General features: G+C 43.6%; 25 protein-coding genes, 1 other RNA gene and 1 pseudogene. 11 read left to right on the top strand and 16 right to left on the bottom strand.

Annotated features, from left to right (window positions below; all coding sequences use genetic code 11):
- Positions 1-27: 27 nt before the first annotated feature.
- The gene (gene tesB, locus LNL84_RS01880) at positions 28-888 is read right to left on the bottom strand and encodes an acyl-CoA thioesterase II (protein ID WP_244354732.1); all 861 of its coding nucleotides are present in this window, start codon (positions 886-888) and stop codon (positions 28-30) included.
- Between the two features lie 221 nt (positions 889-1,109).
- Between tesB and LNL84_RS01875 the strand changes: the two genes are divergently transcribed.
- Positions 1,110-1,535 (top strand): YbaY family lipoprotein, encoded by a 426-nt coding sequence (locus tag LNL84_RS01875; protein ID WP_244354730.1) that lies wholly within the window; start codon positions 1,110-1,112, stop codon positions 1,533-1,535.
- 21 nt (positions 1,536-1,556) lie between these two features.
- Here LNL84_RS01875 and LNL84_RS01870 read toward each other — a convergent pair whose 3' ends face one another.
- On the bottom strand, positions 1,557-1,859 hold the full coding sequence (locus LNL84_RS01870) for an MGMT family protein (RefSeq protein ID WP_244354729.1): 303 nt from the start codon (positions 1,857-1,859) through the stop codon (positions 1,557-1,559).
- Positions 1,860-1,911: 52 nt separating this feature from the next.
- On the opposite strand from LNL84_RS01870, the gene LNL84_RS01865 reads away from it, so the two are divergent.
- The 5 genes from LNL84_RS01865 (at position 1,912) to LNL84_RS01845 (ending at position 6,580) form a co-directional block, all read left to right on the top strand.
- Positions 1,912-2,652, top strand: a complete 741-nt coding sequence (locus tag LNL84_RS01865; protein WP_244354728.1) for a VP0952 family biofilm-associated protein — start codon at positions 1,912-1,914, stop codon at positions 2,650-2,652.
- A 181-nt stretch (positions 2,653-2,833) separates the two neighbouring features.
- An RNA gene (ffs, locus tag LNL84_RS01860) (signal recognition particle sRNA small type) lies at positions 2,834-2,930 on the top strand.
- 119 nt (positions 2,931-3,049) lie between these two features.
- Complete coding sequence (locus LNL84_RS01855; RefSeq protein WP_244354727.1) at positions 3,050-3,676, top strand: Tn7 transposase TnsA N-terminal domain-containing protein; 627 nt, start codon at positions 3,050-3,052, stop codon at positions 3,674-3,676.
- A gap of 1 nt (position 3,677) precedes the next feature.
- Positions 3,678-5,594 carry a transposase family protein gene (locus LNL84_RS01850; RefSeq protein ID WP_244354725.1) on the top strand — a complete coding sequence of 639 codons (1,917 nt, stop codon included), beginning with the start codon at positions 3,678-3,680 and terminating at the stop codon, positions 5,592-5,594.
- A gap of 2 nt (positions 5,595-5,596) precedes the next feature.
- Positions 5,597-6,580, top strand: a complete 984-nt coding sequence (locus LNL84_RS01845) for a TniB family NTP-binding protein (RefSeq protein ID WP_341829445.1) — start codon at positions 5,597-5,599, stop codon at positions 6,578-6,580.
- A gap of 13 nt (positions 6,581-6,593) precedes the next feature.
- Here the strand turns inward: LNL84_RS01845 and LNL84_RS01840 are convergent, their stop codons facing one another.
- Positions 6,594-6,908: a helix-turn-helix domain-containing protein gene (locus LNL84_RS01840; RefSeq protein ID WP_244354721.1), complete on the bottom strand. Its 315-nt coding sequence runs from the start codon at positions 6,906-6,908 to the stop codon at positions 6,594-6,596.
- Between the two features lie 101 nt (positions 6,909-7,009).
- Here LNL84_RS01840 and LNL84_RS01835 point away from each other — a divergent pair, with 101 nt between their 5' ends.
- The 3 genes from LNL84_RS01835 (at position 7,010) to hsdR (ending at position 11,523) form a co-directional block, all read left to right on the top strand.
- Complete coding sequence (locus LNL84_RS01835; RefSeq protein WP_244354719.1) at positions 7,010-7,549, top strand: hypothetical protein; 540 nt, start codon at positions 7,010-7,012, stop codon at positions 7,547-7,549.
- Positions 7,549-8,934 carry a DEAD/DEAH box helicase gene (locus LNL84_RS01830; RefSeq protein WP_244354717.1) on the top strand — a complete coding sequence of 462 codons (1,386 nt, stop codon included), beginning with the start codon at positions 7,549-7,551 and terminating at the stop codon, positions 8,932-8,934. The genes LNL84_RS01835 and LNL84_RS01830 overlap by 1 nt, the downstream gene beginning before the upstream one ends.
- Positions 8,935-9,072: 138 nt before the next feature.
- Positions 9,073-11,523, top strand: coding sequence for an EcoAI/FtnUII family type I restriction enzme subunit R (gene hsdR / locus LNL84_RS01825; protein WP_244354715.1), 2,451 nt, complete (start codon positions 9,073-9,075; stop codon positions 11,521-11,523).
- A gap of 1 nt (position 11,524) precedes the next feature.
- On the opposite strand, the gene LNL84_RS01820 is transcribed toward hsdR, so the two are convergent.
- The 4 genes from LNL84_RS01820 to LNL84_RS01805 form a co-directional block, all read right to left on the bottom strand.
- Positions 11,525-12,181, bottom strand: a complete 657-nt coding sequence (locus LNL84_RS01820; RefSeq protein ID WP_244354713.1) for a DNA-methyltransferase — start codon at positions 12,179-12,181, stop codon at positions 11,525-11,527.
- Between the two features lie 7 nt (positions 12,182-12,188).
- Positions 12,189-12,470, bottom strand: coding sequence for a hypothetical protein (locus tag LNL84_RS01815; protein ID WP_244354711.1), 282 nt, complete (start codon positions 12,468-12,470; stop codon positions 12,189-12,191).
- Between the two features lie 107 nt (positions 12,471-12,577).
- Complete coding sequence (locus tag LNL84_RS01810; protein WP_244354709.1) at positions 12,578-12,784, bottom strand: hypothetical protein; 207 nt, start codon at positions 12,782-12,784, stop codon at positions 12,578-12,580.
- 82 nt (positions 12,785-12,866) lie between these two features.
- Positions 12,867-13,229 (bottom strand): elongation factor Ts, encoded by a 363-nt coding sequence (locus LNL84_RS01805; protein ID WP_244354707.1) that lies wholly within the window; start codon positions 13,227-13,229, stop codon positions 12,867-12,869.
- Between the two features lie 76 nt (positions 13,230-13,305).
- Here LNL84_RS01805 and LNL84_RS01800 point away from each other — a divergent pair, with 76 nt between their 5' ends.
- Positions 13,306-13,455, top strand: coding sequence for a hypothetical protein (locus LNL84_RS01800; RefSeq protein ID WP_244354705.1), 150 nt, complete (start codon positions 13,306-13,308; stop codon positions 13,453-13,455).
- Between the two features lie 122 nt (positions 13,456-13,577).
- Here LNL84_RS01800 and LNL84_RS01795 read toward each other — a convergent pair whose 3' ends face one another.
- Entirely contained in the window at positions 13,578-13,976 is a 399-nt protein-coding gene (locus LNL84_RS01795) for a hypothetical protein (RefSeq protein ID WP_244354703.1), read from the bottom strand.
- A gap of 175 nt (positions 13,977-14,151) precedes the next feature.
- Here LNL84_RS01795 and LNL84_RS01790 point away from each other — a divergent pair.
- Positions 14,152-14,646, top strand: a pseudogene (locus tag LNL84_RS01790) (type I restriction-modification system subunit M N-terminal domain-containing protein); the annotation flags it as partial.
- A gap of 58 nt (positions 14,647-14,704) precedes the next feature.
- Here LNL84_RS01790 and LNL84_RS01785 read toward each other — a convergent pair.
- The 8 genes from LNL84_RS01785 to LNL84_RS01750 are packed head-to-tail and all read right to left on the bottom strand — an operon-like array spanning position 14,705 to position 24,135.
- The gene (locus LNL84_RS01785; RefSeq protein WP_244354702.1) at positions 14,705-15,166 is read right to left on the bottom strand and encodes a DUF1643 domain-containing protein; all 462 of its coding nucleotides are present in this window, start codon (positions 15,164-15,166) and stop codon (positions 14,705-14,707) included.
- A 1-nt stretch (position 15,167) separates the two neighbouring features.
- Positions 15,168-15,341, bottom strand: a complete 174-nt coding sequence (locus tag LNL84_RS01780; protein WP_170963342.1) for a hypothetical protein — start codon at positions 15,339-15,341, stop codon at positions 15,168-15,170.
- Positions 15,342-15,352: 11 nt separating this feature from the next.
- Positions 15,353-16,129, bottom strand: a complete 777-nt coding sequence (locus LNL84_RS01775) for a M48 family metallopeptidase (protein ID WP_244354700.1) — start codon at positions 16,127-16,129, stop codon at positions 15,353-15,355.
- Positions 16,129-19,413, bottom strand: coding sequence for a type I restriction endonuclease subunit R (locus LNL84_RS01770; protein ID WP_244354698.1), 3,285 nt, complete (start codon positions 19,411-19,413; stop codon positions 16,129-16,131). Before LNL84_RS01770 ends, LNL84_RS01775 begins: the two co-directional genes overlap by 1 nt.
- A complete protein-coding gene (locus tag LNL84_RS01765) occupies positions 19,413-20,057 on the bottom strand; it encodes an HNH endonuclease family protein (protein ID WP_244354696.1) in 645 nt (214 codons plus the stop codon). Before LNL84_RS01765 ends, LNL84_RS01770 begins: the two co-directional genes overlap by 1 nt.
- The gene (locus LNL84_RS01760; protein WP_244354694.1) at positions 20,041-21,420 is read right to left on the bottom strand and encodes an AAA family ATPase; all 1,380 of its coding nucleotides are present in this window, start codon (positions 21,418-21,420) and stop codon (positions 20,041-20,043) included. Before LNL84_RS01760 ends, LNL84_RS01765 begins: the two co-directional genes overlap by 17 nt.
- Entirely contained in the window at positions 21,420-22,613 is a 1,194-nt protein-coding gene (locus tag LNL84_RS01755; protein ID WP_244354692.1) for a restriction endonuclease subunit S, read from the bottom strand. The genes LNL84_RS01760 and LNL84_RS01755 overlap by 1 nt, the downstream gene beginning before the upstream one ends.
- On the bottom strand, positions 22,603-24,135 hold the full coding sequence (locus LNL84_RS01750) for a type I restriction-modification system subunit M (protein WP_244354690.1): 1,533 nt from the start codon (positions 24,133-24,135) through the stop codon (positions 22,603-22,605). The genes LNL84_RS01755 and LNL84_RS01750 overlap by 11 nt, the downstream gene beginning before the upstream one ends.
- Positions 24,136-24,140: the final 5 nt, after the last annotated feature.

Genomic DNA, 24,140 nt, shown 5'->3' with positions numbered 1-24,140 from the left:
TTTTTTATCGGTTTCTTATATTTAGCATTATTTTGCGAAGCGCATGACGCCTTCTTGCATGGTTGAAGCAACCAGCTCACCCTTTTGGTTGTATATTTCGCCGCGCACCAGACCGCGTGAATTGCTGGCACTTGGGCTGTCGATACAATACAACAGCCACTCGTCAATTTTCACTGGACGGTGGAACCACATCGAGTGATCGATCGTCGCCAGTTGGAATTTAGGCGTCATGATAGACACACCATGCGGGTGCAGTGCCGTTGTCAAAAATCGCCAGTCAGACGCATAACCTAAAAGGTATTGATGAATCAGTGGGCTGTCAGGCACTTCACCATTGGCGCGAATCCAAAGCTTTTGCGTAGGCTCGGCTTTTTCTGGTTTCAGAGGGTTGATCACCGTCACCGGGCGAACCTCGATAGCTTCTTCGCTACAGAAAACTTCGCGGATCTTCTCTGGTAAAAAGTCGGCGATGCGCGCCGCCAGTTCTGATTCTGAAACGTAGTTCTCAGGGCCGCTAACCTCAGGCATGGTATTTTGGTGCTCAAAACCAGGTGCGTCTCCGTGATAACTTGCGGTCAAATAGAATATCGGACGGCCATTTTGAATCGCTTTAACGCGTCGTGTGCTAAAGCTACGACCATCTCTTAGGTTTTCGACATCATAGATAATCGGCTTTTCTGGATCGCCAGAGTGCAAAAAATAACTATGAAAGGAATGGACAGTTCGGTCTTCTTCAACCGTATATCGAGCGGCCGATAAGGCCTGGCCAATGACTTGTCCACCATAAACTTGCGGTAATCCAAGGTGTTCGCTCTGGCCCCGAAACAATCCTTGTTCTAAAGGTTCTAACTGAAGTAACTCTAATAATTCTCGTAACGGTTTGCTCATATAAATCTTCTTATTGTAACTGTCGGACACTACTAGTTTGGGATTTGTCGCTTTGATCGTCAAGCAGTAGTTAAAATGTAGGCATTCATGAAAGGCTTTGGAAAACAGAGCGTTTTTAATGCTGCATAGCGTCAAACATCTGTTATCTTTAATAGGTATTCTATGGGTGAATCATTTGTCGTTACTCAAAGTAAAGTAAAGTGAAGTTAAAGAGAGGCTGTATGAAAAAGGCACTAGTTGCGTTGATGTCTGTGGTTTTAGGGATCATTTTAGTGGGCTGTACTTCTCAACCCGCGCCGGAGAGTCAGATGGAATCGGTAAAAGGCACAGTTGCTTATCGTGAACGAATAGCATTACCACCGAATGCGGTTGTGACCATATCTCTGCAGGACATTTCTTTGGCGGATGCTCCAGCAATCGTATTGGCTAAGCAGACATTTTCGACAGATGGAGAGCAGGTTCCTTTTGATTTCGAACTGAGTTACGACGCCGCCGAGATTGATAGCCGACACCGTTACAGTGTGAGTGCTCGAATTGAAATTGACGGCAAACTTCGTTTTATCACCGACACCAATTACAGTGTGATTACCGATGAAGCGAAAACCAAACAAGTGGCGTTGATGCTCAAAGGAATCAGCGGTCAGTAACAACCTGATGCCTGGCGGTCTTTAGGGCTGCCAGGCGTATTTTTTTAGTGAAATCTTCCCTTTTATACTGATCTCTATACCTTCTTCCACAAGCCGAGTTTTTTGGCGTAAGAAGTCTTCCCCTTTTAGTGATATCTCTCCTTTGCTGTTAATGACCCGATGCCAGGGCAGTTTTGTGCCTTCAGGTAATTGGCTTAACGCTTTGCCAACATGCCTTGCATAGCCTGGGTATTGCGCCATTTTGGCGACTTGGCCATAGGTTGCTACTTTTCCAATTGGAATTTGGTGAATTACAGCAAAGATTTGTGTGGTGAATTGGTCCATACTGAAACTGTCCTAGTTCATATTTACCACGGATCGGTATAAGGAGAGAGCTATGGTATTTTCAATTTTTCAGTTCTTTATCACGGCTTTCTTAGCGGTTATTTGCGCTCGGGCAATTAGCTTATCGGCAGGTGATATCCCCGTATTAGCCACCATGATACCCGCATTATGGATCCTTCCACAAGGCGGTATAGCAGGGCTAATGTTGTTGGCCGCTATGGTCGTTTTTGGCCTTACACTGCCTTTGCAACCAATCACTATGTCTGTTGCCGTTTGGGTGTTGGTCCCGATCTTTATGGTCATGTTCTCAAGGCGCAGTAACCTTTGGGTTGTGGCAATTGTTGCGCTGATCGTGGTGACCCTGAATGTTGGCATTATGAGTACTCAAGCAGCCGGAAAACTCGGCGGTACACCTATGGTGACACTCGTGCAGTCATTCGCTGTTTTTGTTGCCTGGTATGCGGCAAGAAATTGGAAAGGCTCAAATCAGCACAGCTGGTGGTCTTTGGCGCTTGTGATACCGATATGGGCAGCAGGCTTACCTTACGCAGCGTTAGTGGCCCTGTGTCTAACAGGGATGATTGCGTCGATGGAAAGTCTATCTCGCTTAAAAACATTCAGCTTTAATAAACTGCTGTGCTGGACACTACCATCTGTTGGCTTTGCGGCTCTTGTTGTGTTCCCTGGAATCGAGGTACCTAGGCCGGTTTTTGTGGTTTGGTTATGCCTATTGGGAACCGCATGGATGACAGATTACATCCTGACCGTTGATAGCGAACATAAAGAAGTTTGATCCCTTATTTCAACAAGAAAGCGCCGCTCGATCTGGTATCGGGCGGCCTAATTGCCCAATGCTTAATCAGTTAAACCACTTTGCTTGAAAAATGGTGGGATTGTTCTTGCAATCATTCTGGGGATGTTTGATAATCCTTCCACTCTTACGGCATCGCCGCAAGAAAAAGAATCTATGGAGGCTCTGGTCCTCCCGCAACAATAGTTCGTGAACTCGGTCAGGTCCGGAAGGAAGCAGCCGCAGCGGATGACTTGTGTGCCGGGATGTGGCTGGGGCTTCCACCCTTCTTGTTGTTAAAATCATAACCTGTCCCAATAAAACCATAACTTTTCCTTTTAAAACCCATAAAGTGTCCTAAGCTTATTTTGGTTGTTTTGTTACAACAAAAGGGACGCATATGTACATTCGTAATCTTCGCAAGCCATCGCCTAACAAGAACATCTACAAATTCTCGAGTCTCAAAAACCGAGATGCTGTCATGTGTGAGGGTAGTCTGGAGAAAGATTGCTGCTATCATTTTGAATATGATCCAGACGTAGTTCAGTACGAATCTCAGCCAGAGGGTTTCTACTATCACTTCCATGGGAAAAAGCGCCCTTACACTCCTGACTTTCTCGTCACCTATGTTGACGGTACATTCAAGTATGTGGAAGTCAAACCACACTCGAAAACGTTATCAAAGACATTTAAACAAGAATTTGCTGCTCGTAGAGAGGCTGCCAACCGAAGAGGATTTGGTCTTGTTTTGGTGACCGATAAGCAAATTAGAGATGGGTACTTTCTCAAAAACTCAGAGTTAGTACATCGGTATAGTGGATGTATCGCAGGCGATGAGCTTGCAATCAAAGTGCATTCTTATTTGATTTCACTGGAAACAGTGAAAATCAGTGATCTAGCAGTCTCAATTGGCGAATCCGTTGGTCGGGTGTTCGCTTCTGTTTTAAGACTGATTGCCGTAGGAAGGGCCAGTGTTGATTTAGACATAGCTAAGTTGAGTGAAAGAACAATTGTTTCGGTGAGCTAATATGGTTGGTCGATTCCATGACGAGTTTGAGCCTGAGTACAACGAAGATTCTGAAATTAAACATGAACTTTTGCCTGAAACTCAGACTGAACGTCTCAAGTACTCGAGATTACAGTCGACACAAATCATTGAGCGAGACCTCTCTTCATATCCTGAGGAACAGAAGAGCAAAGCGCTCGAAAGATATAAATTGTTATGCTTAGTTGCGAATGAACTGAGCGGAGGTTGGACTCCTAAAAACCTCAACCCTCTAATTGAAAAACACTTCACCAAAACACATCTTACCAAGAAACCTAGCTATAAATCACTGCAACGTTGGCATAATTCATTTGTTGACTCGAATGGTAGTTTTACTAGCTTGGTCGATAAAAACCACCTTAAAGGTAACAGAAAGGCAAGAGTTATTGGCGATGAAAAATATTATGATGAAGCTTTGAAGATGTTTCTAGACGCAAGGCGACAGTCGATCAGAGCGGCATTCAACTTTTACAGCGACAGGATCACTGTAGCTAACGATAAGATAGTCGCCGGAAAAATACCGACAGTCTCATATGAAACATTCAAGAATCGTATTCGCAAAGAGGAGCCATACAGCGTCGCGCTCGCTCGGCATGGTAAATACTACGCAGATAAGCTCTATAACTATTATCAATCTGTGGATATGCCGACTCGAATTTTGGAGCGAGTTGAAATGGATCACACCCCCTTGGATTTGATTCTATTGCATGATGACCTCATGGTGCCTTTAGGTAGGGCACATTTGACACTGCTCGTAGATGTTTTTAGTGGGTGCATAATCGGCTTTCATCTAGGCTTTAAAGCTCCTAGTTATGTTTCGGCATCCAGAGCAGTTATTCATGCGACAAAAAGTAAGAGCTATATTTCTGAGATGCCTATTTCATTCAACAATGAGTGGCTTTGCGAAGGGAAAATCGAGAACTTGGTGGTCGACAACGGTGCTGAATTTTGGTCAAAAAGTTGGGAGGATGCATGTTTGGAGGTTGGGATAAATGTCGTTTATAACAAGGTTCGCAAACCATGGTTAAAGCCATTTGTTGAACGTAAATTTGGTGAAATTGTTCAAGGGATTGTTGGTTGGGTGCCGGGTAAAACATTCTCCAACGTGCTGGAAAAAGAAGACTACAAACCAGAAAAAGATGCAGTTATGCGTTTTAGTACCTTTGTAGAAGAATTCCATCGTTGGATAGTAGACGTGCACAATGTTAATGCTGATAGTCGTCACAAGAGAATACCAAACCTTTATTGGAAACAAAGCTATGACGTTTTGCCACCGCTTAAACTCTTACCCGATCAGGAGCAAGCATTTAGTGTCGTTATGGGGATTCTTCACCATCGAAAGCTGACTGATAAAGGCATTAAGTTCATGCACATAGAGTATGATTGTGTAGCGTTGTCTGATTATCGGAAGAGCTACCCCCAAACAAATGAGTCGTTGAAAAAGAAAATAAAAGTAGACCCAGATGATTTATCCTCTATCTACGTATACCTCGAGGAGCTTCAAGGGTATGTGAAGGTTCCAAGTAAGGATCCAATTGGTTACACCGTCAGATTGAGCGTTTGCGAACATGAAAAGATTTTGGCGGCTCATAGAACCTATATAAAAGGAGAAATGGATGTACTGTCATTAGCAAAAGCTCGACTTGCTCTGCATGACCGAATCGAGTCAGAACAAGCAGACTTAATGCAGTTAACGCATTCTGAGCGTAAACGAAAAGCGAAATCTACCAAAAAAGTGGCAGAAGTATCGAGTATCAATAGTGACACCCCTCACTCCAAACTTAGTGATAGAACACCTAAACCAAACACAACGGTCGCAGAGTCGGAAAAAAGCTCGGACACAACACCGCTAGAGAGCTTCAGAGCTATATGGAATGAGCGTAGAAATCTAAGGACATAAATGTGATAACAGCGAAAAGGAATTTGGCTCGGGATCAAGTTTTAGCAAACTATCACGACTCATTTTCAATTTACCCAGAAGTTAAAAAAGTTTTCTCCGGCCTGGACTGGATAATGAGGCGTAGAAAGTTTGGATCTTTTGCGCCATCGATGCTTCTGATGGCAGGTACTGGGGCAGGAAAATCAGCCACTCTTAATTACTACATTGAGAACAACTTATCAAGGAATGAAGTCCTTATAACTCGTGTAAGACCCACGTTACTGGAAACTTTATTATGGATGGCTAAAGAGCTTGGCGCTTATAGAAATAGTAGAGCTAAGCCTTCAGAGATTGGTTTAACGGATTGTGTGATTGATACATCGAAAAGGATTGGGCTTAAGCTTTTAGTGATTGAGGAGTGCCAAGAGTTGTTTGAACGCGCTAGTCACGCTCAGAGGCAAGATATCAGAGATCGCCTTAAGATGATTAGTGACGAGTGTCGCTTGCCAATTGTTTTTGTAGGACTTCATAGTGCCGAGCTAATTTTGGAAGATTCTCAGTGGAACAGACGGATTATGGTTCGACGCACACTCCCCTACATTAAAATCACGGATGAGTCATCAATTGACAACTATTTAGGTGTTTTACAAGCTCTAGAAAAGACAGTGCCCTTGCCACTCAAAGTACCTTTGGGAGACGTCGATTTCGCTATGAGATTGTTAGCGGCAAGCAAAGGTGTGCTCGGCGAAATCAAAGAGTTAATTGCTGCCGCATTAGAGATCGCTTTGGAGAAAAATAAGCATTGTATTGGCGAGGATGACTTTGCTGCTGTCTACGAGAGAATTAACGGTTCTATAGATACGAACCCTTTCACTGTGGAAATAGATGAACTAACCATAGAGCAAATAGCTTCTTATGAAAATTACGTAACTGATGCAGACACTGGTGAACTTCGTTTTGTTCAGCAGGTGTTTAGCAAATTGTCGATACAGCAACTTGTGGGCTAGTTAAAACTCTTACTTAGAGCAGACTAGATTGTGTCAGCTTTTCTAAGAGGGCTGACTTCTCATCATCACTCATCTTATCAATTGCACACGCCAACTCTGCACTCAATTCATTCCTACAGAAGAAGTAATTCAGCGGAACATCTAACTCTTCAGCCATACGTTCAAGCGTACCAATATCCGGTACATGCCTACCTTTTTCGTAATGATTCATGCGGCCACTTGCCGAACTTTGTTCCATACCGATTTTCACCCCTAAATCTTTTTGGGTGATTTTGGCTTTTTTACGCGCAGCTTTGAGCCTCGCGGGGATTGGGTTGTTTTTTTGCACTTAGACATTTCTTTTCAACCTTTCGATAACTTAGATTGTCTAAGTTTTACTGATTTTTGTATACTTAGCAATCCTAAGTTTTTAGTTATGTAGATGTCCAAATGAAACAAAAGACCAAAATCAACACCCATATGTTTAACTTATTGATTAAAAAAGAGATGAATGCTTTCTCAGTGACAGAAGCGAGAGATGCATTGATGGCAACAACCTCAGAGTTCAAAAACCATGAGGAGGCGAGAAGATACGTATACAGACAGATCTGGACATATGAACGAAAAGGTTGGCTAATATCAAAGGTATTGAGCGGCGTGAAAAGGTACACCAAAACCGAGTCATTTTTGTCACACTCATTCACTCCTCGCGATAAAAAAGAACTGTCCAAACCTCGCAAAGTATCCGCTTTAGAAAGCACTACGGATTTAAAAACATTAGTGGAAGAAAAGAGGCGATATGAGGGGGAGCTTGCGATTGTACTTGGTGAAGTGGAAGAGTATCAGTCTCTCATTAAACGTTTTCCGAAAGAAAAGGCGTTGTTTCTGCCAATGTTAACAGAGGCAAAGGAGGGTTCAGCAAAACTACTCGGTAGTATCAACGCATTGTCGAAAGTACTAAAAGCCTCCACGTTTAAGGTAGCTGCGTAATGTTAAGGCAATGGCAGTCTGATTGTGTAGAAGCAGCCCTAGATAAATACCGCAGTGGCGGGCGAAACTTTTTCTGTCAGGCAACCCCAGGTGCGGGAAAAACGGTAATGGCAGCGGAACTAACGAAGTGTTTAATCCAAGAAGATAAAATCGACTTAGTACTTTGCTTTTCGCCATCCTCCACCGTAGCGCTTGGGATTAAAGAGACATTCTCTCGGTATTTAGACTGCTCTTTTGATGGTGGCATGGGAGCGATGGGAGCTTCCTATACTTACCAGTCTATCCGCTTTTTAGACGATGCGTTTTGGAACACAATCAGGAAGTACCGCGTGCTTGTTGTGTTTGATGAAATTCACCATTGTTCTTTTGATGAAGAAGGTCGTTCCAATGTTTGGGGTGAACAAATCCTCACAAAAATTCAAGGTTTGGCTCGTTATACATTAGCACTGTCCGGAACGCCTTGGCGCTCCGACAGTGTGCCTATTGCGATGGCAGAATATACTGACCCTGATGGGAAGTTCTTGTGTGATTATCAATATGGACTAAAACGCGCCGTTCAGGAGAAAGTGTGTCGCGCCCCTAAAATTGTATTAGTCGATAGTGAGCACCTTTCACTAACGGAAGGCACTGAAATCAAAAAATTCGCCTCTATTTTAGAGTTGATTAAACAATCCAACATTTCATACCGGAGCGTGATTCAAAACGAAGCGGCGATGAACTATTTACTTGAATTAGGGTGTCGGAAACTTGCCGAGATACGCTTGTGCTCCCCCCAAGCCGGAGGGTTGATCGTCGCCGCCTCTGTGCAGCATGCCAAACACATTCAATCATTACTCATTCAACACTTTGGCCAGTCGGCTTGTATTGTGACTTATCAGCATGAGAACCCGTTAGAAGAGATAGAAGCCTTTCGTCATTCTAATACCCAGTGGATAGTGAGTGTTGGAATGATCAGTGAAGGTACTGATGTCCCTAGGTTGCAAGTATGTTGTCATATGAGCGCGGTAAAAACCGAGTTGTATTTTAGGCAGGTGTTAGGGCGAATTTTGCGAGTGAATACGGCTCCAAATCAAGAAGCATGGCTATTCACCTTTGCCGAAGAAAGTCTAATTGGGTTTGCAGAACGAATTGAGCAAGATATTCCAGATACGTGCACGTATTTAAAGCAAAACACAAAGGAGTTAAATCATTTCACAGCTGAGCCAAAAGATAACCTAAGTACAACTACTGGCAAGAATCCATTTCAAACGGATAGATCCCAACTCAACTGGCGCGACTTAGAAGTACAGCCAGAGGGATTATCTAGCTTAGCTCTATCACAAGAGGAATTGAAACTTGGTCAGTTTAAGCAACGTGTCATTTCAGCATTTTTTGATAGGTTGTGAAATGGTTAGCCTAGGACATTCGCGGCCAAAGTGTGAGCTAGAGTACAAATAACACGATGACTCTAAAGGTAATACATTCAGTTTGATATGAACTTTGTTATATACTGGTTCATCAATACGTTTCTTCGAGTCTGCAGCATGGTTACGAACATTAATAAAGCAAAGCTAACCGAAACCGATATCATCACCAAGTTTATTCTACCTGCTATTAAAGACGCGGGCTGGGATGATATGACACAGATTCGCCAGGAAGTGAAGCTGCGCGATGGTAAGGTGATTGTTCGAGGCCAAGCTGCCGCTCGTAAAAAAGTAAAATCGGCCGACATCGTTTTATACCATAAACCAAGTATGCCGCTTGCTGTCATTGAAGCAAAAGCGAATAAGCATGAAGTTGGCAAAGGTATGCAGCAAGGGATGGACTATGCCCGCCTTTTAGAAGTGCCATTTATATTTGCGTCCAATGGCGATGGTTTTATTTTCTACGATAAAACGAATCCGACTCAATTAGAAACCGAGATTCGATTAGAAGATTTTCCTACCCCTCAACAGCTATGGGATAAATACTGCATTTGGAAAGGCTATAAAACCGAACATTTGCCTGTTATTACCCAAGACTACCATGATGATGGCAGCGGTAAATCACCGCGTTATTATCAGCTTCAAGCCATTAATAAGACCGTTGAAGCCGTCGCCGCAGGACAAGATCGAATCTTATTAGTGATGGCGACAGGCACAGGTAAAACCTATACCGCTTTCCAAATCATTTGGCGATTATGGAAAGCAAAAGCTAAAAAAAGGATTCTATTTTTAGCCGATAGAAACATCCTAGTCGACCAAACAAAAACCAATGACTTCCAGCCGTTCGGCACAGCGATGACAAAGATAACAGGGCGAAAAGTTGACCCTGCTTTTGAGGTCCATCTGGCTTTGTACCAAGCGCTTACTGGCCCAGAAGAAGAGCAAAAGGCTTATAAACAGGTCGATCCAAACTTCTTCGATCTTATCATCATCGATGAGTGCCATAGAGGCAGTGCATCAGAAGACAGCGCTTGGCGCGAAATCCTTGAATACTTTGGCTCGGCTACCCAAGTGGGTTTAACTGCAACGCCAAAAGAAACCGACGAAGTTTCAAACATTGAGTATTTTGGTGACCCTGTTTACACCTATTCGTTAAAAGAAGGGATTGAAGATGGCTTCTTAGCGCCATACAAGGTGGTGCGCGTGGATATTGATGTCGATGTACAAGGGTGGCGACCAACTAAAGGCCAAACCGATAAACACGGCGAAGTGATTGAAGACCGTATCTACAATCAGAAAGATTTTGATCGCACCATGGTGATAGATGAGCGTACTGAATTAGTGGCTCAAACCATCACAAATTACTTAAAACGTACCGACCCAATTTCAAAGACCATTGTCTTCTGTAATGACATTGACCACGCCGAACGAATGCGCCGTGCTTTGGTTAACCTAAACCCAGAGCAAGTGAAGAAAAACGAAAAGTACGTGATGAAAATTACTGGGGATGATGAAATCGGCAAAGCTCAGCTAGATAACTTCATCAACCCGAAAAAGAAATACCCAGTCATAGCGACGACGTCTGAGCTAATGAGCACGGGGGTTGATGCTAAAACCTGTAAGCTCGTGGTGCTTGATCAAGGGATTCAGTCTATGACCAAGTTTAAGCAAATCATTGGTCGTGGAACCCGTATCGATGATCGCTACGGCAAGCTTTGGTTTACCATCCTAGATTTCAAAAAAGCGACAGAGCTGTTCGCTGATGAGCGTTTTGACGGCACACCAGAGCGCGTAAAAGTCACCACACCAGAACAGTTTGAAGATGACGAAGACTTAGATGACATCATCGATGGTGTTGATGACGTAGACGCTGATAATCCATTTGGTGATGAAGATATCGACCCAGATTCAATCCAAGAGCCAGAACCGACTTATGATGCAGGTTCCGAAGGAAGCTCAACTGAAAGTGGTGAAAGCAGTGATGATTGGGACGATGACAACCGAGTTCGAAAATTCCATGTCAACGGCGTAGCGGTGAAAGCCTTGGCCGAACGTGTTCAGTATTACGACTCAGACGGAAAGCTTGTGACTGAGTCATTTAAAGACTACACCCGCAAAACCATGGTGAAGCAGTTTTCATCACTGGATGAGTTTACCAAGCGTTGGAATGACTCAGAGCGTAAGCAAGCCATCATAGATGAACTCGCGGAAGCAGGCATTCTGTGGGAAGCGTTGGAAGATGAAGTGGGGAAAGACATGGACCCATTCGATATGATTTGTCACGTAGTCTACGACCAACCCGCGTTAACTCGTAAAGAACGTGCAGAGAATGTTAAAAAGCGGAATTACTTCACTAAATACGGTGATACCGCGCAACAGGTACTAAGCAATTTGCTTGATAAATATGCCGATGAAGGTGTGCAAGAGATTGAAAATATACATGTTCTAAAAGTGAAGCCTTTTGATGAAATGGGCAGGCCGCTTGAAATCATCAAGAAAGGATTTGGTGGTAAGCCTCAATATTTAGAGGCTGTACACGATTTGGAAGCGGCAATTTATCAATCTGCATAAATCAGAATTTACCGCGCTGCTCGAAATACTCATGAGCAGCGTCGGAAATATCATTCCCTTTAACTTCTCTTTTCAAATTGTTTGCTGCGATTAACGTTGAGCCAGAGCCAAAAAAGGGGTCAACGACTAAATCCCCCTCTGAGCTACTTTGATTAACTAGAACCTCCAGTAAATCGACGGGCTTTTCTGTGGGGTAGCCTTTGTAAACTCGCTTGTAGGTCAAGATGTCTGGAGTGCTTAGGTCGTTAAGTTTTCTTTTCCCTTTTTCGAAAAACAGAATGTACTCATGCCTAGCTCGGTAATGGTAACCCATACCAATACAGACCTTATCCCAAACAATAGGTTTCCAAAATTTGAATCCTACTTTTTCGGCAATGGGTTTAATCACGAACATTGTTTCTTGGTCACAAAAAAGGTAGAAGTGGGCGTTCTTCTTCAATACTCGATATATTTCTTGTAATAACTCCTCGAATCTTGAATTGGGGAAAATTTCAAACCATTGATTACTTGAAGATTTACTCACTTTCAGTCGAGTGGTTGTCCCAATTTTTCGATGTTTTTCCAACGATTCATACGGTGGGTCGGTAATTAGCAGGTCAACGCTCGCAGTATCGAGCGTTGTTAGCCAGTTTACAGCGTCAGTTTTAGATAAATTCATTGAGTTCCTAGATTAGGCTGCTGCATGTTTTTCCGTTCCTATATGTTTGTGACTGAACGCCTTTATCTAATTTTCGACAATCGATGCAGTAGCTTTGATAGCCTTCTGGATTGCGTGCTGAAATTCGAGCAGGAGTTTTGCCAAAAGAAGAAGGATATGGGTGGAATACATGTTCACCGTTGTTTGCGTCTGAGCAATGAGGGCATGATTTGTATTTTCGTCCTGTTTGAGGCTCGCGTTTATGGATCATGCCAATATTCAAACGTTTGTTGCAATTACTACATGTCATATAAAGCTCCTTGGTTGATGTTGAACTTATATGATATTGCGGACTTATTAAACAAACTGTGATATAGGCAACAAACCACATATGGGTGTGTTGTTATATGGGGGTACTTAGTCATTGCAAATCAACATGCGTTTTGTTGACTCAATAGAAATTAGCCCCCAGTCAAGCCTATCGTTTAGGGCGACTAATTGGGTTTCTGGAAAAACATTCAAGGCTTCATCTACGGCGAGCTTTAGTGAGTCAAAGTCTAAAGTCATGGCTCTCAAATCAGTTCGCTCTCTACCTGAAACATCATACCAATGCCCTTTATACATACAAAATTCCTTTAGCAACATGGGAATATGAGCCAGATTAGAATATGCACCTTGTGGAATCAATGCTGTTGAAGTGTTTTTGTTAGCTAGAGTCTTTATCTAGCCAGCTTGATATATTTTTTAATTCATTCGCTAGGCTTTCATTTAAGCACTGGTGCTTTAGGTATTTAGGGACAATAACATTAAGGCGCGCAGCTAAAAAATCTGGATGTTCTGAGATTATTGTTAAGTATTCATCGAGTCGTTTTTCAGATGTGGTTTTGCGCTTTAATTGCTTTTTTAAGGCTTCATGAAACAGTGAGATATCTTCTGGGTTGGTATCTTCCAAATTTTGATAAGCGTCGCAGTACAGCTCCTCATATAACACCTCAGCCAGTTGTCGGTAACTCCAGTTAAGAGTGTTGAGTATTGAGCGGATTTGCTCTTGTTTCTGTAATGTCCCCATTTGTCCCTACCCTCTACGTTATTGTTGCCTTGTCTTAGCGAAGACACCTCAAATTAATGTTAAAAAGGAAAACAACATGTCTAAGAATAAAGCACCAATGACACCAGAAGCCGCTGCTCGTATTCAAGGGAATGCAGCGAAAAAAAACGGTGGCCAAGTTCCGAAAGGGGATTTTGCTGGACGAGCGCAGCGCGCAGCAGAAAAAAACCAAAAACAAGGCAAATAGGAGCATTATCATGAGCAACCAAAACCCGAACTACCCAAGTAAAACAGGTAATCCATCTGGCCCTGGTCGTGGTAATACACCTAAACGTTAATGCTTAGCGAGGCGGTGTTGTGCCGCCTCCTTTAACTACAACTTCTCGCGTTATGCCGAAAACTTGCAATGAAGCTCGCCTCATCAGATTTATAGTCGGAGTAAGATATATCTTGCTCTGTTTTACGCAATGTACATAAACAGGCGTCTCGTTTATTTTCATACCAGCTTACTGAGACCATGCTCTTGGATGAATTGACGCAGGTATCCACAATCGCGTACTCCACTTCCAGTGGATAGCGCTCCTCATCGAATTTGTTATTAACGGCGTAGCCACCAACGGTGCCAATGACCAAGGCAGAGCCTGCTGATACCAACTTTCTTTTACTGAACTTGAAACCTTTAAAATTCTTTTCACATTTTTTGCACGAAATATTCTCGGCAAATTCAATGCGATTGTCTTCCTGACAATGTGGGCATTCGATTTTCATTTCTATAGTCAACTGCTTGATTAATTAAATTGTTTTATTTATGTGTATGGTTTTATAAAAAACAAAGCTATTAAACCACGAATGCGTTGCCACATTCATCGACCTAGGTAGACTTTTTCGAGACAAGTTCTGTTATAATTCGCCTAATTATCAGTTGTCTAATAAGTAGAAAACCATGTCTATCAGTTCAGTTATAAAATCCATTCAAGACATCATGCGTAAAGATGCCGGTGTCGACGGTGATGCACAGCGCCTTGGTCAAATGTCTTGGTTGCTCTTTCTAAAAGTGTTTGACGCTCAAGAGGAAGAGTTAGAGCTAGAACTGGACGACTACAAATTCCCAATCCCTGAGCAATACTTGTGGCGCAACTGGGCGCAAGATGCTGAAGGTATCACCGGTGAAGCACTGCTTGAGTTCGTAAACGACGACTTGTTCTATAAACTGAAAAACCTAACCGCGCCGGTTGATCTCAACCCGCGTGGTTTTGTAGCCAAAGAAGCGTTTAGCGATGCCTTCAACTACATGAAAAACGGCACGCTACTACGCCAAGTGATCAACAAGCTGAATGAAATAGACTTTACTGATTCATCAGAGCGTCACCTGTTTGGTGATATTTACGAACAAATATTAAAAGATCTGCAAAGCGCAGGTAATGCGGGTGAGTTCTACATAATGCCATCTACCTCTTTACAGTCTAAATGCCACCTTCCACTGGCAGCATAAATTGTTACCATTCAATAGGCGTCAAAGTCGATTTTAAATATAGTGGATGAGCAGGCTCACCTGATTTATTTACCTTCAATACGCTTAACTCTGGAATCAAAGATCGAACTTCTTCTGAACGATTCAAAAACACACCATCATTTCCCCACGCACCAACAATTACTCCTGCATTTTTGGCAAGTAGAATTAGAGTCTCATCATTTTTGTCGCCGATTGGATCTGATGCTTTTTTCATGTCTTCTGGCTGAGTAGCTCGATAGGCAAAAAGGTTGGCCATACATAAACCGCCATACCCCCATGACTTAGCGAAATTAATACAGCGACGAATGGTAGGGTCATCTTCTGTTTCATCTGCCGTCGATGGGTTAAGTCCGACGAACATTGCATAAGGTTTTGACTCATCCCAGGTTCGCCAAAGCTCATAACGATAAGTACGACAATCTGATAGCTTTGCTGTTTTCTTCATATCAATCATCCACAACTTCAATCGTTACGTGCTGCGCACCAAGGTATGTGCCTTCATCAACTTCATAACGCAGGGTTTCATCGCAATGCGGACAATCAAAGGCTTCGTTTGGCTCGATGCATTCATCTTCTAGCCAGTCCCAGCCAATATGCTTTTCACAAGTTGGGCATCTCATTTCAGCAATCCTTATTCATTCAAATACAGCTCCGCCATCCCATCTAAACGGGCTTTAACTTCTTTCCAATTAGGCATCACGCTGGTCAGCCAGCGCCAGAACTTCTCACTATGGTTATGCTCAGCGATGTGGCAAAGCTCATGCAGAATCACGTAATCAATACACTCTTTAGGCGCTTTGATAAGGTGAGGGTTGAACATCAGGTTCCCTTTGGCTGAGCAGCTTCCCCATTGCTTGGTCATGGGCAGCACACGAAAACTTGGGATACCATCAACCCATGTCGCTTGTGGCAACAACTCAGATAGGCGCTCATGGAAAATACGCTGCGCACGAACCTTGTACCAGTTGCGCACCAACGCTTTAACCATGGCAGTTTTGTCATCGTTGAACCTCGTCAAGGTGACAAGTAGCTTACCACGAGTCATTTTTACCGCTGGCAAGGCATCTGCATCTTCTACAACCTTTAGTACATAACGACGACCAAGGTAAAACTGCATCTCACCGCTGACGTAGTGTTTGGGCTGCACGTACTCCAAATGACCTCGAAACTCTTTCAGAGCATCATAAATCCATTTGGCACGTTTCATTACCGCTTGGTGAATGTCCTCAAGCTCAGCGTCTTCTGGGGTACTCACCGTGACATCACAGTTGGGTTGCACCTTGATGGTAATGCTTCGCTTCTTTCCTTGTTTGATAGGCTTACGCAGCACCTCATAGCTCACAGCCTCATCCCCATAGATGAAGCTGTATTCTTCCTTGTTATGTTCGTCAGAAACCGTTGATGCCATTAATGGTGACCAGCTAGACCTAAGCGAGTGATTTGCACCACTTCTTCGGCAATGACTTGCGCTTTATCGACCCCTAAATCGGCAAACAGCAACGGAAGTACCTCTAGCGTGATCTGGTTTTCAATCTCTGATGGATTGATTGAAAACTCTGCCACCGCTTTGCGTACTTTCTCATCAATCTCTACTGCATAGTTGAAGCATTGATCTTCAGTAAGACCTTGACCTTCAGCGCCATGTTTTAAGAACAACCCAAAGTAAGCTTGAACATGACGCTTAATTTTTGGATCTAGCTCTGCGAAGCGATCGGTTGGCATTCCCTCGACTTTGCGATCGATCACTTGCTGTTCAAAATCAGCAAATAGGAGATATTGCTTAACAGGCGCATCAAACATCTCTTTTGCTTGCTGAATCGCTTGTTTAAGCAGCTTCGAGAAGTACTCTTGGGCGTATGGGTCATCGGCAAGGTCTTGCTCAATCATCTTGGTGACACGACCCGTAATCGCGTCCTTTTTGTTACGTGCTTCATCATCACTCAGCTCTTCTGGCTTAACATCTTTACCCATGCTACCGACCAGATACGCGCCTTTAGATTCTTGGATCTCAACACCACCAATGTGTTTGTCTAGCATGGTACGGATACTTTCAGCGTACTCGTCGTAATCAATGGTTTCTTCGGCATCCTGACGGACAACTTGGCGCAGCGACGTCATGCTTTTTAGCGTGTCTTTATAAATCTGGCGTTTATCATCGAAGCTCTTGTCTTCAAAGTAGGTGGCAGATTGCAGAGCGACTTTCAAACAATTAGCAAATGCAGTGAGCGTGCTATAAAAATCTTGGCGTTTCTTTAGGTTTAAGTCTGTTGGCTGACCATCTACATATTCTATGTTCGGCGCAAATACTCGTGCCATTGCTTGAGGATCTTGGGTGTTTTTTACATCAATAAAAAAAGCCCACAGCTCACTGTATAGGCCAGGCAGTTTCTTATATTCCGTATCCATGCGGCTGTATAAGCCTTTAAGGTCGTCAATATCAAAACCACCTTGGGTGCGCTCAGCCAAGTCTTGGTAGTCCGCAATGGTGGCATCGAGCTCTTTTAAGATGCCACGGTAATCGATGAGGTAACCAAACTCTTTCTTTTGGTGCAAACGGTTCACGCGAGCAATGGCTTGGATAAGGTTGTGCTGTTTAAGCGGTTTATCGATATACAGCACGGTGTTCTTTGGTTCATCAAAACCCGTTAATAGCTTATCGACCACGATCATTAAGTCGGGGCCGTCATCTTTACCGAATTCTTCAATGATATGCTTGGTGTAGGCTTTTTCATCTTGCCCAAAATCAGAATCCAGCACGTTCTCTTTCCACCAATTCTGTACCACATCTTTGCTTTCACCGTCGACTGTATCGTGTCCTTCACGGGTGTCTGGCGGTGACATGGCAACAACCGAGGTCACTTTACCAATTTGGTCGAGAAGCTTCTTGTATTGGATGGCAGAGGCTTTTGAGTCGCAAGCAAGCTGACCCTTTAAACCTTGGCGCTTAAAGTTTTGGAAATGGTCAGAAATGTCGTGAGCGATAAGCTCGATACGACCCTCAGTTTGATAGATTTGACCTTTCTGCGCGAACTTCTTCTTCAAGTCGGTACGCTGTTTTTCGGTCAGCTTATCGGTGATGCGGTCGAACCAAGCATCAAGCGCTTTGTCGTTGGTGCTGAGCTCTGGCACACGCTCTTCATACAAAAGTGGGGTAACGGTTTTATCTTCCACCGCTTGTTGCATGGTATAGGAGTGGATGATTTTACCGAACTTGTTTTCTGTCTTATCATCTTGCAGAAGCGGTGTCCCCGTAAAGCCAATGTAAGCAGCTTTTGGCAGCGCTTGCTGCATTCGAATGTTGTTTTCACCGTTCTGGCTACGGTGGCCTTCATCAACCAGCACGATCATGTCAGGGCTGTCGTTATAACACTCTGGCAGTTCAATCGCGGTGCCAAACTTGTTGATGATAGAGAAGATAATACGCTCGTTGCCTTTGCCGATTTGCTCCGCTAAGCGGCGGCCTGTGGTAGCCATGGCTGTTTTACGATCTTTTTCAGACAGTGCACCGCCAGAGGCGAATGTGCGTGCTAGCTGATCTTCCAAATCAACACGGTCAGTAACGACAACAACACGGCATTTGGCGAGCTCTTTAATCCAAATGAGAGCCTTGGACAAAAACACCATGGTGAACGACTTACCCGAGCCTGTGGTATGCCAGATAACGCCGCCGTTACGTGCACCTTTCTCATCAAAGGAGGTTACGCGTTCAATCAGGGCTTTAATGCCAAAGACCTGCTGATAACGCGCCACGATTTTGCCCGCTTTTTTATCAAACAAGGTGAAGAGTTGGGTCATTTCCAGAAGGCGGTCATGACGAAGCAGCGATACCAACAAGCGGTCTTGGTCAGTCACCATTAAATCACCGCCCGCAATCAGCGATAGGTATTCATCACGAACCTTGGCTGTGCGGTGCGCAAACAGCTTATCTAGCTGATCTGGCGTCAGTGGCGTGTTTTTAAGGCGTGCAAAGGTGGCATCGGTGATCTGTTCTTCTTTCCACTTCGCCCAAAACTTACTTGGCGTACCGCAGGTGCCGTATAAGCCCTCATTTCCGTTCACCGACATGAGTAATTGACTATAGGCAAACAGGTGTGGGATCTCATCGACTTTTTGGTTACGGATGTTTTGTGAAATACCCTCAGCAACCGTCGGCTTGCCTTCATGAGAAGAGTCAGGACGCTTGGCTTCAATCACTACCCAAGGCAGGCCGTTCACAAAGCAGACAATATCGGGGATGCGTTTACCCGTACCATGTGCGTTTTCGACTTCTAGCTCTTCGGTAAAGTGGAACTGGTTGTTCTCAGGGATTTCCCAATCAATCACATTGATCGTTGGGCTGGCTTTCTTACCATTAACGAACTCGGTGACGCCAATGCCATAGGTCAGCGCGTTATACAGCTTTTCATTCGCCGCTTTCAGCCCTTCGTTCATGGCCGGGTTGGCAAGCTGATGGACAATTTTATCGATGGCCGCTTCCGAGAGGCGATGATCTTTCCCCATGAACGAGTAGGTTTTGTGCTTGAGCACATCACGCAGTACATTAGGCAAAATGACCGTGGAAAGATTGCCACGTCTCACCACACATTCGCTCGGTGCAATGAACTGATAGCCAAGGTTGGTCAGCAGGGTGAGAGCGGGAATTTTCGCGCTTTGCTCTTCACGGAAGTTGGGTAAATTGCTTGAGTTGTTCATTATGCCATCCACTGTCTCAATACATTAGCAACCACAGGTGCGAAGGGCTTTAGCTTTCCATTTTCTGGAGTAAGAAGGTCATTTATAACGTCTGTAAGCAGTTCAGGTTCCTCTGTCCAGTCTTCTTCATCTTCTGGTGCAATGACATGTTCAGTCAATAGAGCGAGAGATAACTGCTTTCTCTTTTCTATGAGGCTCTTGTTGTTTCTCTCAGTATCCCCAAGATTTAAAACTCTTATAGCTTCAATCGCATCAGGGGTTTTACCTGATACACGACCACTGAGTTTAAACACCAAGTCAGTCTCGCATTGAGCCATTAATGGTGTTAGTGGCAAAGGTTGAGATTTATGGGAGTCTCCACATTGCTTTGATGTATTGCAGCTAGCAATAATGTTGCTGAAATCTAGAGTTTTATTCTGATTGAGATCTTGTGCTTCAACATGCTCATTATGACAATCGCCACCACCAGATAAAGCCTGACAGCAGTAACCACATAAATAATGTTGTTCTTTAAGAGCTTCCGAGCGTATTGATTGACGTACGGCACCATCTTTAAGTTGTGGATATCGCTTATTCGGGTTGGCTTGTTTCCAATCCGTCAATGGCTGGGGCTCGTATCCTGCACGTTTAGTTATCTTTCGCAATTCTTAGCTCCTTCTTACGAAGCAAGAGTTTTGCTTTAGATAATTCCAAGTTATCTGATGGCAAGTCAGCTTCTAAATTTGCGATCAGCTCTTTTGCCTTACCGATGTTTGAATCATGGATTGCATCAAGCAAGTCACCTATTTTGACATTAACTTGAGCGTTTCGAATATCAGTATCCATAATATCGAGAAGAACCGAGTTAGCATCTTGCCCGTAAAGTGATGGCAGAGGGGTTACATCATCCTCACCAATCAAGTAAGTTAGAACATCTTTGCTATCGCTGATTACCAAAGGTGAGTGAGTTGTAAGAACAAATTGACAGTTAGGGAACGTATTTGTCAATTTAGCTATCAAGGTACGTTGCCACTTGGGGTGTAGGTGCATATCGACTTCATCGATTAGTACAATACCGTCTCCCATCAGCGGGTTTTCTAAACTTGGGTTCATTACTGCTAATCGTCGCGCAATATCCCCAATTAGAGCCATTAAAGACTTCTCCCCTTGAGACAATTGAGCAACGTTTAATGATTGACCATTTTTATCAATTGACATGTGAAGGCGAGGTTTTCGTCGAACTCTGAGGTTGGAAAACTCAGGCATAAATTTATAGATGGCTGAGCGAACTGCGGTCAGTTGCCTGTCTTTGCTTGATGCGTTTAGGCTCTTAAGTTTTGACCATGCTTCTTGGTCATCATCAAAAAGCCCTTTTAGTTGATCCAGGATATCATCGGTTAAGCCAGACTCATTCTCAGTATCTTCTCGCTCTCTGAACCACTCAAAAAAACGTCTAAAGTCTACCCCTTGGCTCAATGATTTGTCATAACCATCCAACTGAAGAAAAGTATGCTTTTCTCTAATTTTCAATGGAATATCAATAACGACACGCTCTACGGAATAAAAAGCCATTAATGGAAGCGAAGCTTTTTCATCTGATGAAATTTGCTCACGGTAAAAGTCCGCTAGACTGGTTGCTCCCCAGTAATCACTTTTGTGCTCACTCTTCCTAGCTTTGCGAGCTTTTGCTATACGCCATTCAAAGTAGTTTTCATCGAAAGCTTCTAGATCACCATCTTCAGTGTTACCAACAACGTGGTTAAAAATATCTACATCGATAGCAGCCGAAGGGCTACCATTTTTGATAACAAGTTCAGGAATAGGGCTTCCCTTACCTGACTCACTTTGGATACGAGAGACAAGCCAACTCAATGAGGTGGCTAATGCTTTGAGTATAGAAGTTTTCCCTGAGCCATTATTACCAACAAACACAGTAACGTTACCGTATTGATTGCCAAGAGGAGCTAGAGGGATCTCCAGTTCATCAAAACGTCCAACTTTGTGTAATGTTAACTTTTTAACTTCCATTAGACGGCTACCTCCGTTTGTTTTTCAGCATTAACGCGGCGTTTACCCGTCAACAACTGCTGCATTAGTGCCTTTTTCTCTTGTTTAAAGTGAGCCAGTTTTGCTTCAAGTACTTCAATTTCTTTGTCGGCAGCGGTAAGGACTGAGGCGATTTTTTGTTGTTCTTTAAGAGCTGGTAGAGTGAATGTTATTTTTCCAAACTCTTTAGTTGTGAAACTAGCCTGATTAACAGCAGGTTTTGTTATTGACTTTACGGCGTTGCGATAACGCTCAGTCTTCGTTAAATAGAACAAAAAGTCCCCTGTAACTGCTTCGGTATTAGGTTTCAATCGAAGTAAGTTAGTTGTATATATCGCATTTAAGTCACCAGTCTTTTTATAAATACAGGTTTTACCTATTTGACTTAAGCTGTTGATAAAATTAACAAGGATATCTCCCTCATCTAGGATGTAATTCCTTACATTTGCACCTTGAGGGTCATCTAGATACCAATACTTTAAATCTTCATTAGATGTGTAGCGTTCACCTACATTATTTGAACGTAAAACAGCTATACCGACATTCTCACTTTCCAGTTTTCTGGATAAACCACTTCTCATCAGTGAAACGGAACTTGCTAATTTAACTTCTTCCCACTCCCCCTCAAACACCTTATCCGTTTCAGGATTCACCAAACGCTTCTTACCCGTCAAAAGCTGTTGCATCAGGGCTTTTTTCTGCTGCTTACTGGTTTCAATCAGCTTTTCATTGGTGGCAATCGCTTTGTCCCATGTTGAGAGGATTTTGGCGATTTTGCGTTGTTCGTGTAGCGGTGGCAGCCCGACTTTAACTGCATGTAAATCATTCCTATTTACACCAGGGACACCTGTTTTATCACTAAATTTTTTAAAGTCAAAGCTAGTTAACAGATAATAAACATACTTGGGATAATTCCCATGAAAGTTCTTTACCCATAAGGAGGTGTTCAGTGGCCAGAAATCTTCCTCGACATAGAATACATCACCAATTGAGCCATATCGTCCTGTTACAACACCAGGTGGCTCTACCTTTGATTCATTGTGATACCCAGATAAGCCACCAGATGAAATAATTGGTACATTCCCTTCAATTCGTTTCGCTGAAGGTAGATCAAAGCCACGCTGTAACTCAGCTACAAGCCCAAGCTTTTTGAACTCCCAACCATTAGGCACCATAACCCAACTCCTCTAGGTAGCCCGCCATTTCCGCTTCTAGATCGGCTAGTTCAGTTTGCAGCCCCAAACGCTCAGTGCGCACCGCAACTAAGTCGATCTCTTCCTCTTCCTCAAAAGTATCCACATAACGAGGAATATTGAGGTTGTAATCGTTTTCGGCAATCTCTTCTAGTGTCGCTAGGTACGAGTATTTATCGGTAGTTGCACGCGCCTTGTAGGTATCAACAATCTTCTGAATGTTCTCAGGCGTAAGCTGGTTCTGGTTCTTACCAGACTTGAACTCACGAGAAGCATCAATAAACAGTACCTTGTTATCGTCTTTCTGCTTTTTGAAGATAAGAATGGCAGCAGGGATACCAGTACCAAAGAACAGCTTTTCAGGTAGACCAATTACGGTATCGAGTAGGTTTTCATCGATAAGCTGCTTACGAATTTTACCTTCACTTGAAGCGCGAAATAGCACACCATGAGGTACAACCACACCCATACGACCTGTTTGCGGCTTTAGCGTCTCAATCATGTGTGAGATAAACGCATAGTCGCCTTTGGTTTTAGGCGGAATACCACGACGAAAGCGACCAAAGTGGTCGTTACCTGCATCTTCAAAACCCCATTTATCTAGCGAGAATGGTGGGTTGGCGGTTACCACATCAAAGTGCAATAGGCCACCTTCTTTGTCTTGTAGCTTAGGGTTACGAATAGTGTCACCCCATTCGATGCGGTGGTTATCTTCACCGTGCAGGAACATATTCATCTTAGCTAGCGACCATGTTGACCCAATCGCTTCTTGACCAAACAGAGCATACTGCTTAGAGCCCGCACAGTTCTTTTGTACTTGCTTACCACACTTCATCAACAGTGAACCTGAGCCACAGGCAGGATCACAAATACTATCGCCTTGTTGTGGTTCTAGGATGATAGACAATAAGTCCGATACTTCTGGTGGAGTATAGAACTCACCCGCCGATTTGCCGCTGCCAGCCGCAAAGTGTTTGATGAGGTATTCGTATGCATTACCAATTACGTCCAGTGAACCGACGCGGCTTGGGCGTAAGTTTAAGGTTTCTTTGCCAAAGTCTTCCAGTAGGTGGCGAAGGATGTCGTTCTTTTGCTTTTCATCACCGAGCTTGTCAGTGTTAAAGCTGATGTCTTGGAACACGTTCTTTAGCTTAGTGCCATTCGCTTCTTCAATCGCGTGGAGGGCTTGGTCAATACGAGAGCCGTTACCTGCTTCATGACGAGCTTCGTATAAGTCCCAAAAAGTAGAACCAGTGGGGATTTTGAAAGACTGTTTCGACATCATCGCAGTGACCATCTGCTCGTTACCATTGAACTGCTTTGATAGCTCATCAAACTTGTCTTGGTGTACGTCTGAGATGTACTTTAAGAACAGCATGGTTAGGATGAAGTCTTTGTAAATAGATGGGTCTACGGTGCCACGGAAGGTATCGCAGGCAGCCCATACGGCTTTGTTGACTTGTTCTTGGTAAAGAGGATCTTGATTAATTGGTGTATGTACCATTTTCC

Source organism: Vibrio gelatinilyticus, assembly GCF_022836845.1.
GTDB classification, from domain to species: Bacteria; Pseudomonadota; Gammaproteobacteria; order Enterobacterales; family Vibrionaceae; genus Vibrio; species Vibrio gelatinilyticus.
This window is presented reverse-complemented; position numbering and strand designations above follow the sequence as displayed.